This is a genomic window from Paenibacillus sp. LC231 (assembly GCF_001860525.1).
Lineage (GTDB): Bacteria > Bacillota > Bacilli > Paenibacillales > Paenibacillaceae > Paenibacillus_AQ.
On record NZ_JFOM01000037.1, the window covers coordinates 224,032 to 239,932 of the forward strand.

Annotated in this window: 14 protein-coding genes and 1 riboswitch; of the genes, 4 read left to right on the forward strand and 10 right to left on the reverse strand. The window is 51.0% G+C overall.

Annotated elements, in window-relative coordinates; all coding sequences use genetic code 11:
* Nucleotides 1-122 precede the first annotated feature (122 nt).
* Both map and AK95_RS22180 read right to left on the reverse strand, forming a co-directional pair.
* Nucleotides 123-872: a type I methionyl aminopeptidase gene (gene map, locus AK95_RS22175; protein WP_071222064.1), complete on the reverse strand. Its 750-nt coding sequence runs from the start codon at nucleotides 870-872 to the stop codon at nucleotides 123-125.
* Between the two features lie 266 nt (nucleotides 873-1,138).
* Nucleotides 1,139-1,327, reverse strand: coding sequence for a hypothetical protein (locus AK95_RS22180; protein WP_006208082.1), 189 nt, complete (start codon nucleotides 1,325-1,327; stop codon nucleotides 1,139-1,141).
* Nucleotides 1,328-1,711: 384 nt separating this feature from the next.
* Between AK95_RS22180 and AK95_RS22185 the strand changes: the two genes are divergently transcribed.
* From AK95_RS22185 to AK95_RS22200, 4 genes are all read left to right on the forward strand, one after another.
* Nucleotides 1,712-2,758 carry a serine hydrolase domain-containing protein gene (locus AK95_RS22185; protein ID WP_071222065.1) on the forward strand — a complete coding sequence of 349 codons (1,047 nt, stop codon included), beginning with the start codon at nucleotides 1,712-1,714 and terminating at the stop codon, nucleotides 2,756-2,758.
* Nucleotides 2,759-2,922: 164 nt separating this feature from the next.
* Complete coding sequence (locus AK95_RS22190) at nucleotides 2,923-3,201, forward strand: transposase (protein WP_071222066.1); 279 nt, start codon at nucleotides 2,923-2,925, stop codon at nucleotides 3,199-3,201.
* 66 nt (nucleotides 3,202-3,267) lie between these two features.
* Nucleotides 3,268-5,226, forward strand: a complete 1,959-nt coding sequence (locus AK95_RS22195; RefSeq protein ID WP_071222067.1) for an electron transport protein — start codon at nucleotides 3,268-3,270, stop codon at nucleotides 5,224-5,226.
* 98 nt (nucleotides 5,227-5,324) lie between these two features.
* Entirely contained in the window at nucleotides 5,325-5,663 is a 339-nt protein-coding gene (locus AK95_RS22200; protein ID WP_071222068.1) for a DUF4870 domain-containing protein, read from the forward strand.
* Nucleotides 5,664-5,904: 241 nt separating this feature from the next.
* Here the strand turns inward: AK95_RS22200 and AK95_RS22205 are convergent, their stop codons facing one another.
* The 8 genes from AK95_RS22205 to AK95_RS22240 form a co-directional block, all read right to left on the reverse strand.
* A complete protein-coding gene (locus tag AK95_RS22205) occupies nucleotides 5,905-7,269 on the reverse strand; it encodes a nucleobase:cation symporter-2 family protein (protein WP_071222069.1) in 1,365 nt (454 codons plus the stop codon).
* 38 nt (nucleotides 7,270-7,307) lie between these two features.
* The gene (locus AK95_RS22210) at nucleotides 7,308-7,877 is read right to left on the reverse strand and encodes a xanthine phosphoribosyltransferase (RefSeq protein ID WP_071222070.1); all 570 of its coding nucleotides are present in this window, start codon (nucleotides 7,875-7,877) and stop codon (nucleotides 7,308-7,310) included.
* Nucleotides 7,878-8,025: 148 nt separating this feature from the next.
* Nucleotides 8,026-8,126, reverse strand: a riboswitch (purine riboswitch).
* Nucleotides 8,127-8,290: 164 nt separating this feature from the next.
* On the reverse strand, nucleotides 8,291-12,133 hold the full coding sequence (locus AK95_RS22215; protein ID WP_071222071.1) for a stalk domain-containing protein: 3,843 nt from the start codon (nucleotides 12,131-12,133) through the stop codon (nucleotides 8,291-8,293).
* Nucleotides 12,134-12,272: 139 nt separating this feature from the next.
* Entirely contained in the window at nucleotides 12,273-13,370 is a 1,098-nt protein-coding gene (locus tag AK95_RS22220) for a metallophosphoesterase (protein ID WP_201259420.1), read from the reverse strand.
* An 85-nt stretch (nucleotides 13,371-13,455) separates the two neighbouring features.
* Nucleotides 13,456-13,761, reverse strand: a complete 306-nt coding sequence (locus tag AK95_RS22225) for a hypothetical protein (protein ID WP_201259421.1) — start codon at nucleotides 13,759-13,761, stop codon at nucleotides 13,456-13,458.
* A gap of 2 nt (nucleotides 13,762-13,763) precedes the next feature.
* Nucleotides 13,764-13,961: a hypothetical protein gene (locus AK95_RS22230; protein ID WP_071222074.1), complete on the reverse strand. Its 198-nt coding sequence runs from the start codon at nucleotides 13,959-13,961 to the stop codon at nucleotides 13,764-13,766.
* Between the two features lie 35 nt (nucleotides 13,962-13,996).
* The gene (locus AK95_RS22235; protein WP_071222075.1) at nucleotides 13,997-14,893 is read right to left on the reverse strand and encodes a TrmB family transcriptional regulator; all 897 of its coding nucleotides are present in this window, start codon (nucleotides 14,891-14,893) and stop codon (nucleotides 13,997-13,999) included.
* 97 nt (nucleotides 14,894-14,990) lie between these two features.
* Nucleotides 14,991-15,812 carry a zinc ribbon domain-containing protein gene (locus AK95_RS22240; protein WP_071222076.1) on the reverse strand — a complete coding sequence of 274 codons (822 nt, stop codon included), beginning with the start codon at nucleotides 15,810-15,812 and terminating at the stop codon, nucleotides 14,991-14,993.
* Between the last annotated feature and the right edge of the window lie 89 nt (nucleotides 15,813-15,901).

Here is a 15,901-nt window from a genome sequence, read left to right on the forward strand (position 1 = left end):
TGAATCTATATGCAGCCGCCCCCCATTTATCTGAACACACATGACATAAGGAGGTCTCCTTCGAAAAGCCCTGATGCATCGCGAAGAAAACCTCCTATTATTATGGTATATTTTTCGGCATCTTAATCCGTCAAGATAACAGCTTCTCCACGCGTAATAGCAATCGTATGCTCATACTGGACGCCCACCGATCCGTCCGCACTGGAAATGGTCCAGCCGTCATCCCCCCAGAACACGGCACCCGAGGGGCCCAGAGTAAAAACGGGTTCGATGGTAATGACCATTCCCTCTTTGAGTTTAAGTCCCCTTCCTGGAATGCCATAGTTCGGGACATCAGGCGGCTCGTGGATAGCGCGGCCGATGCCATGACCGACAAGCGACTTGACAATCCCGTAGCCTTCCCTTTCGGCAACCTGCTCAATGGCATAACCTACGTCGCCCAAGGTTGCGCCGTGCCGAGCAGCCTCGATCCCTTTAAACAGCGCTTCATGGGTATGCTGCATCAGCTGGTTTACTTCCCTTGAAACCTGTTCTACCGCATAGGTCCAGCCAGAATCCGCCAGCCACCCGTTCTTATTTACCACCATATCAATGGTCACAACATCCCCGGATTGCAGCGGCCGCTGATCAGGGAATCCATGGCACACCACCTCATTGACCGAAGCACAAGTGGCGTATGGAAATCCTTTATATCCTTTTTGCTCGGGCAAAGCCCCATTCTTCTCCAAAAATCTCTCGACCCTGGCATCGATCTCGCTCGTTGTGATTCCCGGTTTGATGACCTTCGCTATTTCACGGTGACACGCAGCCAATATACGTCCCGCCTCGCGGATATATCCGATTTCTTCCTTCCGTCTGAGCTGTGTCCTCACATCTGTCCACTCCCTTATATCCTTATCGGATCGATTGCTAACAATATATGTAGGGACAGATGCAAAATTCCCCCAGGAAATAGACTTTCCGAGGAGATGAGTCTGTTCACTTAACCGGGACTGGCAAACGCAAAAAAACCGCTTTCGGGACATTTGCCCCAAAAACGGTTTAACCATAAACTCTAAATGGTTCATATCATTAGTCATTAACAAGGTGAAGATGCGATGCGTGTTGGTTATTTCTATAGACCAGGTGCTATTACAGGTTACGAAACGGAGGAATTCAGCTTGCCAAGTTCATGCTCAACAACAAGTGTAAGCTCTTCTTCATAGCCCCCCATAATATGGTACTTCCGGACATACTCCTTTACAAATTTTTTCGGATCTTTAGGCCGGAAAATTCGTGTCATTTCCCGCAGACTTTCCTTAACCTCATTGTGACCTTTCGTTGCCATGATGGATCCCTCCCAAAACGTGTGGAATAAAATTACTCCGTTTAAAGAGAATGCCGAAAAGATCTACCTCATTAAGTTGAAGCCATATTGCAGTTCTTACGGTGACCATTAGGTTGATATTCAGCAACTTACCAATGCACCTGACACTATACATACCCTAACAGCATGCAACTGAATCATTAATATATTATATCATATTCTTCTGTTTGTTTCATCTTTCCCAAAAAATGTTTTTTGGTACTATGTTTTTTCACCAGGTCATCCTTTATCCCCGGAATTGGTTAAGATACATTCAAACGAACCTCCCGCGACTCCAGAAGTCAGCGAATATCACAAATGGATACGCAGAATATCATATTCTAGATACAAGGAGGCCTAAAGCTCATGCCGAACTCACAGTCTATCCTGCATTCCCCTGTCGATTTAGGATCACCTATTCCTGCCGCTGAGCCCCATGAGGCAGGGCTGCACCTCGATTCGCTTGATCAGGTCGACCTGATCATTCAGAAACAATATCCGAAAATGCGCAGCTTTCTCCTGCTGCATGCCGGCAAACTCATCTACGAACGCTATTACAATGGTCATGGCGTTTCCTCGCTGAACGATCTCAGGTCCGCCACCAAGAGTTTTACGTCAGCGTTATGCGGCATCGCCCACTCACACGGCGAATTACCTGATTTGAATTCCTCTGTAATGGATATCTTCCATCGATATGTTCCTGAACGAGCCCATCCGCTCTTACACAAGGTTTCCCTTCATCATCTGCTGACAATGACCTCAGGCTTTGCGTGGCAAACCGGTAAAAAGCTAGGGGAGCCGCTCATTCACCGATTCCACCGCAACCGGAAATGGACGAGCTTCGCGCTATCCCTCCCTGTCATCGAACAGGAAATGGGCCTCTTTCAATATCGGAGCACGGATTCCCATCTGCTCTCCGTTGCCATTAGCGAGGCTACGGGAATGGATGCTTACGCCTATGCCAGACAATATTTATTCGAGCCGCTCGGCATTCGCCATGCCGCCTGGTCCCCAAGTCCCGAGGGCCACAGCATGGGTCACGTCGGCCTCTATCTCACCTCCCGCGACATGGCCAAATTCGGTCTTTGCTGCCTGAATGGGGGACGATGGCAAGGCACCACACTCATCCCGGAATCATGGCTTAAGCAAGCCCTCGCTCCGCAGGTCAAGGGTTATCCTGCCTTTGGGGATTACGGTTTCCAGTGGTGGACCGGCATTCAGAACGGGACCCCCTTCGCGCTTGCACACGGCCATGGAGGACAGCAAATCTACCTTTTTCCCCAATTGGATACGGTTGTCGTATTTACTGCCGACAGCAAGGTCAGCCGCTGGAAGAACCCACGCTCTCTGCTGGAGCGCTATATTCTTGATGACTTAAAGTCAAAACCTGCTGCATCACCTTCAGGCAGCTGACAGATCATCCTTTGGCCGCCCCTACTACACTTAGGAGCATTCGGTTCTTTCCCGAAACCGTAATCTGACTTACTTACAAATTTCAGCGGATAGTACCTCCTCTTTCTGGTTACTTTATGCGATATGAATCATTTCTAAAATCAAGCCTGAGAGGAGCATGCGACATGTCCGGAAAAGACAAGGATCTCCACCCTATTTCGCGAGAAGAGGTTGAAGTAGACGGAACATACACAAATGAATGGGGACGGGAGGAATATTTAAAACGCGGCGAGGAATTTCCGTTCGATCCGCAGAAGGGCTCCACAGAGTGGCGGCTGGCGGAGTATGATTTTGAAAACCACCATCGAGGCATGACAGACGAGCGCCTGGTTCCAAAAGAGAAAGGTCCTGATAAACAAGTTAATGCCGAATCACCGCTGCGCCATGATGTGCATGTAGACTAAAGCCTTTGTATATCGGCAGTGAAGAGATGATTCATCAGATCTGCTTATAAAAAAGGGTGATAAGACATGCGAAAATCGAAACGGCTTCTGCTATGGCTGATCCCGATCACCGTCGTAGGGGCCTTATGGCTTGCTGCTAATATTGTGGAGCCGGAATATGCCTATATACCGCCTGCACATAAATTGGAGAATACTACGCAAATCCAAGCCCAGCAAACGGGTTTCATTCGCCAATATGATATCTGGGGCAAGACGCTTACGGTTCCCGGTACCGCCCTGAAGGATCAGGACCCCCGCTTAACAGCCGCCCATGGCGCCGTTGAGGTGACAAAAGAACTGCTTGCCCTAGGGCGTCGCACACTGTATGAGGAGTCTTTTGGCAATGAAGTATTCTTAACTGATATTGTGGGAATCATCGGCGGGCCGATGAAACTGAATAAAATTACAGAAGCCCTCGCCGAGTTAAAAGGACGGGGAACAACCAATTTGCGCGTAGAACTCGATCAGGATGTAACGATCGGAGGCAGGACCTACCGCAAGGGGGATAAGATTGATACCGGCTTTGACGTAGCCAAAGGCGCCTATGCCCCCGTTGGCGTCACATTTAAATATGCCGAAGGCAAAGCTCGCATCGGCGTTAGCTGCATGGCCTGCCATGCGACCGTCAACCGTGAAACGGGAATGATCGTCGAGGGCGCGCCCAACTCCGATCTGAACCTCGGTTTGATGCTGGCACTGGCCCCGAATAGCGCGGCATATTTTACCCATACGGACATTACCAGCCTGGTGGATTATGTAAAGAACGAGCAGCGCACGATTGTAAACTCCAAAGGAAAAACCGAAGCGCTGCCGGATCCCGCCCTGCTGGAAAAAGCCGTTGACGAAAATCTGATCAAATGGATGCCCGGCACGTTTGATACAACCGTGGATCTGGTCAGTGACCTGACCCAAATTCCCGATATGTTTACGAAGGGCGATCATCCATACAGCTGGAGCGGCTTCGCTGCCGCGGGTCCCTTCAAGGGACTTAGCACCTTCAGCAACAATGTTCACGCCCAGAACACGGATACCTTGAGTCAAACCGAGGTTAGTGAACCGATGTGGGGGATCGACAAAGAGATTTATGTGGGCACCGTTTTGCAAAATGCAGCCCATCGCAAGTTTCGCTATGATCCGGGCAGCGGGCTGAAGCCCACCGAATTTTTTAACCGGCTGGATCCCAATCCCGGAACTCCCGGCGTGAATGAGGTTGTTAAGATTCCGAATTTCCCGAAGGTTTCAGCCATCGCACCGAACGGGCTGTACATCAGCTCGCCGGGCTTCAAAGCCGGGGAGCAGGTGAACGCCATGTCCGCCTATCAGAATACGATCCGTCCGCCGGAAACGGATACCAAGGATATTTCCGACGCCAAGACGATCAACCTCGGAGCGGAAGTATTCAAAAAAGCGCAATGCATCACTTGCCACGCTGGTGACTTCTATACGAATAACCGCGTTTTGCGCGCGGCTGAAATCGGTACCGAGCCCGCAAGGGCAAAGGCTTTTCAGCGCACGCAGAATGCTTTTGGCAATGCGGAGTTCTACCCGCCCGACACGCCTGTCCCAATCCCTCCAGGTGCCAAAATAACCAAAATCCCGCTGGATAATATCGACCCGGAGCAGATCAAGTTGGGCTTCGGCCATACATCGGGCGGCGGTTATAAGGTCAAAGGGTTGATCGGTCTTCGCTGGTCCGCACCGTATTTGCACGACGGCGGCGTAGCGGTCGGGCCTAAGCTGACGCAAACCGGCGTATCGCAGACCCTTATGAAAGGGATTCACCCTGACCCTTACAACAGCCTGAAAGCCCTGATAGACCGTAAGTTGAGACTGCAGGTCATCGAGGCGAATCGCAAGGATTCAAGACTGAGAGACACCCATGTCACCGGTCAGGGACATGAGTTTTGGGTGGACGAAAGCAGCGGGTTCACACAGGAGCAGCAGGATGCTCTCGTGAAATATCTGCTGCAATTGAAAATGAAATAGTTCGGGATTTAACCATCATACTTTGTCCCATCGGCTCATAAGGTAAGGTATAAAGCTTGCCCTACCCCAGAACCGGTCTAAGACAAGGAGTTGATGAGATGTCCCCTTTCAAATCGTCCACAGGACTTCCCGAGAATCTGGCGGCTACGCTGTGCTATTTTTTTCCCATGGTCGGAGGAATTCTGTTTCTTTCATTAGAAAAGAGAAGCCGCTACGTCATATTCCACGCGCTGCAGTCCTTGCTGGCCTTCGGCATCCTGGCCGTCGCTCACCTGCTGTCGAGCGCGGTGCCCATCATCGGCCTTCTGGCCTCCGCCCTTCTGGCGCTGGTCGGCGTCTTGATGTGGCTGGTGCTTATGGCAAACGCCATTCAGGGAAAATGGTTCAAGCTGCCCTGGATCGGCAATATTGCAGAGAAACAAATGCAGCGCGTCTAACGCTTATACATCAAGTAAAACGGCTGCCTCCATTCTACTATGGAGGAAGCCGTTTTTGGTTGGACCGAGCGGGACCAATATCAAAGGAAAACCATCTATCGATGTCCTGTCTGCAGAAGCCAGACCGCTAGTTAAGGAAGTTTTTCTTACGAGATAAGGAGCGTTAGCCTCTGAAATTGTTGCTCTCTTATCAACTAAAAAAACAGCCGGAAGTCATCCGGCTGCTTACAGTGGGCATTGGTTATGCAGCATGCCCTTCTGCGGTATCACCTTGCTCTGTATGAGTGGGCTTCGTATATTTCAAGCCGTTAAAGATCAGGTTCAGCACAATCGCGGTCAAGCTGCCAGCCACGATGCCGTTATCGGCAAGAATGCGCAGGTTGTCAGGCAGACTTGCGAACAGACCCGGTACGGTTGTCACACCAAGGCCCATGCCGACGGAACACGCAATAATGAACAGGTTCTCATGACGGTTAAGGTCTACTTGATCTCCTAACATCCGAATACCGGAAGATACAACCATGCCGAACAGGGCTACCATGGCCCCACCGAGAACCGAAGTCGGTACAAGCTGCGTCATGGCGGCAATCTTCGGAACGAATCCGATCAATACAAGCAAACCGCCTGCGACTACGACGACGTCGCGCGTCTTTACGCGGCTCATCTGAATCAAACCAACGTTTTGAGAGTAAGTGGTGTAAGGGAACGAGTTGAAAATACCGCCGACAACAATCGCAAGACCTTCCGCACGGTAACCGCGGGACAGATCCTTGGAGGTAATGTCGCGATCCACGATTTTGCCAAGCGCCATAAATACGCCCGTCGATTCGGCAACGCTGACAATCGCCACCAGAATCATTGTCATGATCGGAACGATCTTAAACTCCGGCGTGCCAAAAAAGAATGGCTGCGGAGCACGGAACCAGCCGGCTTCGCGGAGCGGGGTTAAATCCACTCCACCGTAGAATGCGGCTACCACGGTGCCTAGAATAAGACCCAGAAGAACCGATATCGAACGCAAGAAACCTTTGGCAAACCGATTCATGATAATAATGAAGGCTAGAACGCCGAAGCCAAGGGAAATGTTCAACGCGCTGCCAAACTCATCCCCTGCACTTTGCCCACCACCAAGGTCAGTTAAAGCTACGGGAATCAGCGTCAGACCGATAATCGTAACAACGCTCCCTGTAACGACAGGCGGGAATACCTTAATTAGCTTACCGAATAAACCGGAGAACAGAATGACAAATAAACCGGAAGCGATAATCGCTCCATAAATAGCTGACATGCCGTGCTGCTGTCCGATAATGATCATCGGACCTACCGCTTGGAACGCGCAGCCGAGCATGACCGGCAGGCCGATGCCGAAGTACTTGTTGCCGAATACCTGCAGCAAAGTAGCGACCCCGCATGCCAGCAGGTCGATGGCGATGAGATACGTCAGCTGCTCCGTCGTTAAACCGAGTGCACCACCGACGATAAGCGGTACGATGATAGCCCCTGCGTACATTGCCAATACATGCTGCAAACCCAGTGAAAAGGTTTTGCCCGGACTCCGATTCTTATCGAAAATCGGTTCTTGCACCGCTTGTTTCTGTTGTTCCATGGCTTCTTGATACCCCCAATAAATTGTTAACTTTCGTTCTATGCGAATGTCACTACGCCATCTTCAAGTGATGCAATCCGTACGAGCGATTCTACCCGATAACCCGCTTCGGCCAGCAAGCGTCCTCCCGGTTGAAACGCCTTTTCAATAACGATCCCGATGCCTACCACCTCTGCACCCGCCTGCTCGACAATTCGGGCAAGCCCGAATGCCGCCTCGCCGTTGGCAAGGAAATCATCCACAATCAGCACTTTATCGCCGGGCTTGATGAATTTCTTCGCGACCGTAATCTCGTTCGTCTCCTGCTTGGTGAAGGAGTACACCTTCTCCACAAATATATCCTCACGGAGCGTCAGCGACTTCTGCTTCCGTGCAAAGATGAGAGGCACTTCCATCTCAAGGGCGGTCATAATGCCGGGCGCGATGCCGGAGGATTCAATGGTCAATACACGATTCACGTTCGCTTCCTTAAACAGTCGCGTAAATTCCTTACCTACCTCTTTCATCAATACCGGATCCATCTGGTGGTTCAGGAATGAATCCACCTTCAGTACCTGTCCGCTTAATACAATGCCTTCCTCTTTCACCTTGTTCTGCAGTAATTGCATGATGCTCCCCCTTAAAATTTGTTCACATTCCAAGCAAAAAAGCCCACTTCCTCCTTTCACCGAATCGCCGGGAAAGAAACAAATGGGCATAAACAGCAAAAACGCACCTTGAGCCATAGAAGTCAAATGGAATTGACCTGGCTTGTCCGCTGCTGCTGCTATAACCCGTAGTCCAATCATTTCCGGTGATCGGGTAGAGACATGCAGGCCAATTCCTGCACCTATACGAGAAAATGTATGATCCGTGTACCTTAGAATGCTTACGTGTAAATGTAATATTTCCGAATGAATGAAGTATAACGCATTCCCTATGAAAAAATAAAGTGAAAATTTACGGAAATAATAAACTACCGGTCAATTAAAACGAATAAGAGGCCGCCCCATAAGTTTTATGGGACAGCCTTTCTAGAGCATTAACTTGTAGGTATAACTTCAATTATCCATTCCAGAGGATCACCAATGGACTGGGGTACATCGCCGCTTACATCAACGAGCTGGATTCGTAGCGTATACGTTCCGACATGAGCTTGCTGCCAGCGGAACAGGATATCACTCCCATTCCCTTCCAGATCCATGTCCCCGACCGTTAAACCTGCGTTCACCCGGTATACCCCTTCACTATCGGGAGCGACGATCTCATACCCGGGTTCCGTCAAGGTGGTTACAGATTCATGCGGCTTCATCCGGAATCCGAGTACGCCCAGACTTACCGGCTGGCCATTATCATCGAGTATCGTCAATTCATAGCCTACCTTGGTGTCCTCGCTCAGTCCGTACGCTTTGGAATAAAAGCCCCAATACATATCAATGGCTGCCGGAAACGGGCCTTCGCCAATGAATTCGAATTGCGAGAAAGGGCTGACCTGGATGGAACGGACACTTTCTCCAAGCACAGTCAATTGGCCTTCTTTGACCTCAAGCAGTTCGATCTTCTCCGTATAACTTCCGGAATCCAGCAGTTCGGCATAGAACTCCAGCGGAGTATCCGGTGAAGCCATCTCGCTTAACTTAAAGCCGGTACCTTCAACTGACTGCAGCATAAAGCTTCCCTCTGCATTGGATTCCACCGTCTGCTCGCCATGACGGACAGGGAGTCCAACAACCGGACTTCCATCCCTTGTCAGCGTCACCCTGACTTGAACTTCCAGATCATCGGCAAAGCCTTTCGTTTCAAAATGAATGGATCCAAAATAATTGTCTGGACGTGCCGATAGTTCACCGCCCATATCATCGCTATATATGACCTTTACAGAACGATCAGGTAACGGCGGCTCCGGCTTGGGAGGTTCCGTCACCGGAGGCTCCGTCACTGGGGGCTCAGTCACAGGCGGACTGGTTACAGGCGGCGATACGCCGCCTCCTGATCCCGTGCCACCGCCCGGACTAACCGGCGTCGGCTGAGCGCCTTTCTCCTGCTCTGCCGCTTTCTTGCCCTTGAGAAACCGTTCCTTCTCCTCTGCGCTTAAAGATTGAAGAAGCTGCTCTTCGGCCTTCTTTTTCATTTCTTCCTGTGCTTTCCTGTTAGCTTCATCCTGCTGTTTCTTCTGCTGCTCGAGCTTAGCCAGCATATCGCCGAGATGCTGCTGCAGCTGCTCCATCCGATCCTGCTGCTGCTCGAGCTTCTTTCTTTCCTCGTCCTGTTGGCGCTTCAGTGCTTCCAAGCGCACCTGCTCCAGTGCAGGGTCGAGTCCAGCTGTTTTATCCAAGTCTTTCACTTGGCCAAGATCAAGTTTCTTGCCCGAATCCGTGTTTGCTTCTTTAATCAGTTTATCCAGTTCCTCTTTGCTTACTTTTTTCTTGTCCAGAGTTTCTTTCACGATGTTTCCGATGAGGTTATCCAAATTATCTGCGACTTTTGACAAATCATCCGGAGATTTAATATTCAAGTCCCGGGTGCCGTTTCCGCTTTGTCCGGACTGTAACTCTTGCCGCATCTTCTTGAGGAGCTCCTCGTTCTCCCGGTCGATGTCGTTCTTATTCTTAATTAGCTGCGCAATGACTTCCGGCGAGGCATTCCCTATCAAATCCTCAATATCGATAAATTGTACAGGGGACCGTCCCTCTTTCGAACCGCCTATCGAAATTTGCTGCGTTGGACTAATGGTTATTGGGCCTGATGGCTGCATGGAACCGTCTTTGCCTGTCGGCGTCACTGTACTCGTGACTTTCCCGCTAGCCGTTGCTACGGTTGTCGCTCCCGTTAATGGATTAACCGTGATTATAAAGTGCGTGCCTCGCACGCTATTCGTCACATAACCGGACCGTACTTCGAAACGATCCGTCGACCGGTTCAAGTCGGTGACATCATAATAAGCTTGCCCGGCCTCTAAAATCAGTCGAGTCACGTTGGAGATGCCAACCTTGCGAAGCTGCTCGGCAGCCAATCTCGTTTTATTGCCTAATGTGATGACATCGTCGGTATCCAAAAGCCGTAGCCTCGCGCCTCCTATGCCAGAGCCGGTAACAATTTCATCGCCTTCACCCAGGATCATTCCCTTGTAGGCATCTACCTGCGCATACCCGCCGTAACGGATCTTGGCCGAACCGGTGATTTCCACGATCTGCATGCGTCGGGGCGTAAAGTTCGAAGTGCTGAAGCTAACGTCCCCCTGCTTTATTTCTCGTTCAGCCAAATCCCGGATGATAACCAGCTTGTCACCGGCGTTCCACTGCACATCTTTCCCCAGCAGTTCTGCCACCGTTCGAAGCGGAGCCATCATCTGGTCATTCGCAATATACGGCTTAATTCCAGCCTCTACCCTGGTAACCTCTTCTCCTGCCTGTTTCCGGGTCATATATTGACCTCCGGCTTGCAGCGTGATCACATCTTCGCCTCGAGCCAATGTTAATTCCTTATTCTTGGCATGATAGCTCATACGATACCCGAGCAGCTTGCCTATCGTTATGACGGGCACCACCATCTGCCCCTGTTGAATAACAGACAAGTCACCCAGTACGGTTACCTGATCTCCATAAGCAGCCGTGATCCCTTTTCCTGCTTGCCATGCTTCGGGAGCTTTGTATCCGGACCATACCCGGACAGCCCCGTTGCGTTGATCCGCAATAAATAGTGCCCCGTCGCCCGCAGCCAACGAAATATCGGCTGGTGAACGGAACCGGGTTTCACTTTCAATTCCATCCACGTAGCCACCGATCCCGCCTGTCAGTGTGGATACATACTCCCCTTTCAATTGACGAACAGCATGATTATGGGAATCTGCAATGAGAAGCCCATCGTCCGCACTCCATGTCAATCCCCGGGGCGAGTTGAAGCGTGCTCCATTCGAGGCTCCATCCTGATAACCCGGATCGCCGTATAAAGCGTCCTTATCGTAGTAGCTGGATGATGGTCCGCTGCCTGCAGCCGTTGATACGGTCCCCTTCCCAAAATCGATGTAGCGAATGACGTGATTGCCCGAGTCGCTGACATACAAATTGCCTTTACCATCAAGCGCTAGCCCTGCCGGCTCATTAAATCGCGCTTCCGCAAGCGAACCGTTCTTATAGTCTCCCGCCAACGCGACGACACCAGCCCGGATTTGGACAGCACGCGTGGATGGGGCCCCAATCGTCGTCACTTCCCCGTCTGGCGAAATCCGCCGGATGACGTGGTTTAAGGTATCCGCCACATACAGAATGCCATCCTTGGTAACGGTGATATCCTGCGGCTCATGGAACAGGGCATCTTTAGACTTACCGTCTTTAAGACCCATAAGACCGCTGCCCGCTAAGGTAGTCACTTCGCCATCTTGATCGATTTTACGAATCGCATGATTGCCTGAATCGGCTATGTACAATTGTCTGTTTCCATCCACCGCAATCCCGGACGGCCGGTTAAAAAAAGCACGCTCTCCCTGTCCGTCCAGCAGACCGCCGATCGGGAGTCCTCCGCCGTCCCGCTTGTAGGATAAGGATGCCCCTGCAAGAATGGTGCTCTCCCCGTCCTTTATCCTGCGAATGACATGATTCTCCGTATCGGATACAACAACGGAGCCATCCGGCAGCCAAGCTACGCTCCCTGGTTGCCGCAGTCCTTCTGCAGCCAGTGACGAAGATAGGCCAGCCACATGATCGGGCCCTCCTGCAACCGTAACCGATTGACCTAAAGGCATCCCGTTGCTGTTCTTAAGCCCCTCCTTAACCACGATGGGTGCCGCGGATACCATCTCAATTGCCCCGGTTCCCGCTAATCCGCTTCCAACTAGGGCAGCGGCTATTGCCAATATTCCAAGCTTCCTGCACGGAATCGATCGCAACCCGTTTACCTCCCTACACTCAATGTGTATATCTAGCAAAGATCATACAATAATCCGATCCTTTCTGGATACAATATTTTCCCCAAATACCTGACATGAAAAAAAGCCACCTCACAGGTGGCTCATCCCTCAATATCATCTATTGAAATGTAACATGGATCTGGACAATTTCGGAGCGGGAACCCAGACGAATCGGAGGTCCCCAGAAGCCGTAACCCGAGGACACGATGGAATGCATCCGGCCTTTTTGCAGGTACCCCCAATCATTCTCGAACATGGCCTGCGTAATCAGATGCGCCGGGAATACCTGCCCGCGGTGCGTGTGCCCAGAAACGATAAGGTCTACGCCCTGCTGCTGTGCTTCCTCCAGGGCATTCGGCTGATGATCGAGCACAAAGATCGGCTTGGATAGATCGGCCCCATCCATGATCGTGGACAACTCGGCCCGCTCCTGATCCTGTTTATCCCGTCTGCCAACCAGCGTCAGGCCCTCGACCGTCAATTTCTCATCATACAGCACGGTCATGCCGCTATGTTCAAGAGCCTCAATCAGATCCGGCATTTCGCCTTCGAATCGGTCATGATTGCCAAGCGAGGCATACACACCATACCTTGCCTGGATACCGGTCAGGATCTGATCGATCCCTTGGTTAAGATAGGCATCCAGATCGTCATCGATGATATCGCCAGGGAACAATACCAGATCCGGCTTTAAATCATTAATCTCCTTCACCAAACGCACAGCGTGGGCTTTACCTGACAGGACGCCGAAGTGCATATCGGACGCCATGACAATATTCAGCTCCTCAAGTGTGCCGGCGTCCTTGTCCACGTGAATATCATATGCGCGAACCGTTGGACTATAAGCATTAAAAGAACCGAAGCCGATCACAACGACCAATAGCACCAACACGATAAATCCTGCCGCCTTCTTCAGGCCCTCTCTTCGCAATGCCGTCAATCTTAGCAGCCACAGCATGATGTGCATCAACGGGAGCAGGATGATCAGGACATAGAAAATAGCCATCCAATACGATCCTATCACGCTCAGCACTGTGAGGTTACCGAAGAACCGTCCTGAAACAAACGATGTCGATACTACGGTCAGCACGACTATGTATATCCATTTGAGCACAATGGACGGACCCGGTTTCATCCAGCTCCATACGCTTCGGCCAATATAATAAACCAGCAAGCCGTAAATCAATAATGCTGCGATTCCTGCAAAAATAAACATCTCCATCCCCTTCCGTACATCCATTATAACAAGCGGGTTTTGCAAATCCCAGCGGATGTCAGCGGAAGGCAGATGGGTTTATTCGTTACAAGCCCGTGCGTTGTTTAGGCAGCAGCTCGTTCAGCAGCGATTTCAGATTGCGGTCTTCCGTATATTTTTCTTGACCCATATCGAGTTCGTTCACACGTATATAAGTATAACTTTCCGCGGGATTCTCCGGTTTAAATAGAAGTTCATCATGCGAGTCAGGTACCACCTTATACTCCATTTCATGAAACATATCGAGCAGCTGCTGACCTGTAGGATTCTCTCCTTTATCAACAAAAATCAATCCTCGGAGCTTCTTGGGTCCTTCCTTATGTCCCACTGTAAAATGAACGATGCATTCCATGCTCATTCATCCCCCTTCTCTTGGTTGTCATGATTGCGATTAAAGACCGCTTCTTTTATCCTCTTGCCAGCTGCAACTTTCATTCCCGCCTGCCTGCGGATCTTAAGCAAATAAACGCCAAGATAAATCCCGGCGTTCCTTATCTTTATGTTTATTACATTGTACGATGAACCATGATGCCTAACTGTGATAAAAGTCACTTCTGGAAAGGCCTCCTCAGGCGCCAGTCGGAACCCTATGCCGTATTTCGATTGCTATCGCCGTCTATTGGGTCAGAATCTGCTTCATACTCCGCGCCCGATTTCGATCCCGCGGTCTGGTCATCCTGTGCTTCGGCGTCGGCTTCCGCATTAAGATACTGGCTCTGAATCAGACCAAAGTGCTCTCCATAACGGGCTTCCAGCTGCTCACCCATATCCTGTTCAAGCTGGAACAATACCATCTCCTGTGTAAAATGGTGCAGCAGCAGCTCCGCCATTACCGGATGCTCCGTGATGACCGCCCCTGTATCATATTCCCCGCCGCGCATCCCTAGTATGCACCACTGCCGGTCCACAACAAAGGAGAATTTCCGGCCGCCTCCCCGGCGCTCCGCAAGTCCGTTCCACCCAGACCACGCCAGCGTTCTTGAGAGACCCTGGTCCGGGCCGTCACAAGCCCACAGCACCTTGACTCCCCTAGCCTCCGCCTCAGCCAGCGGTTCACGCAGAAGCGAAGCTTCTTCACGCCAGACGTCAACCACGATCTCCTGTTTCGCTCGCTTCAATTCCCGGACGAGCACATCAAGCACCGCCTGATCTCCCTCCATACTGAGGAAGGGAGCGGCCGTGCCGCTTCCTCGCGGCAAGCTCTTCTCAACAAAAGCGAGTGACGCCTCCACACGGCCGGATATCATCCGCGTCAATTCCTCCGGTTTCAGCGAACGGTAACGGACGGGTTCCCCGTCCATTCGCTCAAGTGCCCCTTGCCGCTCCAAACGCTGCATGGCAGCATAGACATTAGAACGCGAAGCTCCAAGTCGTTTTGCCACTTCATAACCACCCGCCGGCCCATACTCGGCAAGGTCTACCATAATTTTCGATTCAATCTCCGTAAATCCCAAATTCCGCAAATGATGCAGCAATTGTTCCATAATATTAGTCCTCCCAAGATGCTCGAACGCTTGCTCTATCATTCACACTGTCTTATTAACACTCGCGCAAGGGCATGATCGTCCGAATCCCTATATCTTAAATCTGTTCAGCTCCACAGCGCGGACACCATTTCGAGCCTTTTGGCAAGTCGACACTGCAAATCTGGCACTTCACCATATCGCGCGTCGCCTCATCATCACCAACATAGTCCTGACTTTGGTTATTCTCCTGCCAGAAACGAATGCGGCGGTCCAGTTCCAGCTGCCGCTCCCGCTCCCGCTCAAGTTCTTCCCAGTGACGGCGCTCCTTCTCCTGCTCTTCCTGCTCGATACGCAGCTGTTCCGGATCAACCTCAGGTTCGGAGAGATCCATCTCCTCGTGCTGCCGTTCCGGCTCCGGCTCGTACATGTCCGGCTCGTATGGATCCGGATTCGAACGGTAGTCGTAGGTAGGAAATTCATCCTGTTCCTGTTGTTCTTCAGCCGCTGCATATTCATGTTTATCAAACACGATCTTACGTTCAGGCTCCCTTGGTTCATCCGATGCTGACTTCTCAGGGTGTATCAAATTAGCAAGCTTGTTTCCGCAGTACGGGCAGAAATTCGCATCCAACGCGACCACCCGTCCGCAATCACAGACCCGCTCATTCTTGAGGACCGCAATGCGGTTCCGAATCGCTTCGATTTGCTCCTGCAATCCATCGCAGGTTTGCGCAAGCTCAACCATTTCTTTTTCTGCCATCGTCATGTCCTGCAGACGGTAGCCCTCATAGAACACTTTACCCATCTGTAAGTAATATGAGTTCTTCTGCTGTTCGATTTCGGAAATTTGGCTGTTGAGTTTATTCACTTCCACTACGTGCTGCGCCTTTTCCGTTGCGCGGTTGGCTCCATCCTTAAGCTTTTGTAAAATATTCATTTATGAATCCTCCTCTTTCTCATATCCCGATTGACCGGCATGCCGCCGGCACATTGTCATATCACTTCATTAAGGTTATTAACGATTTT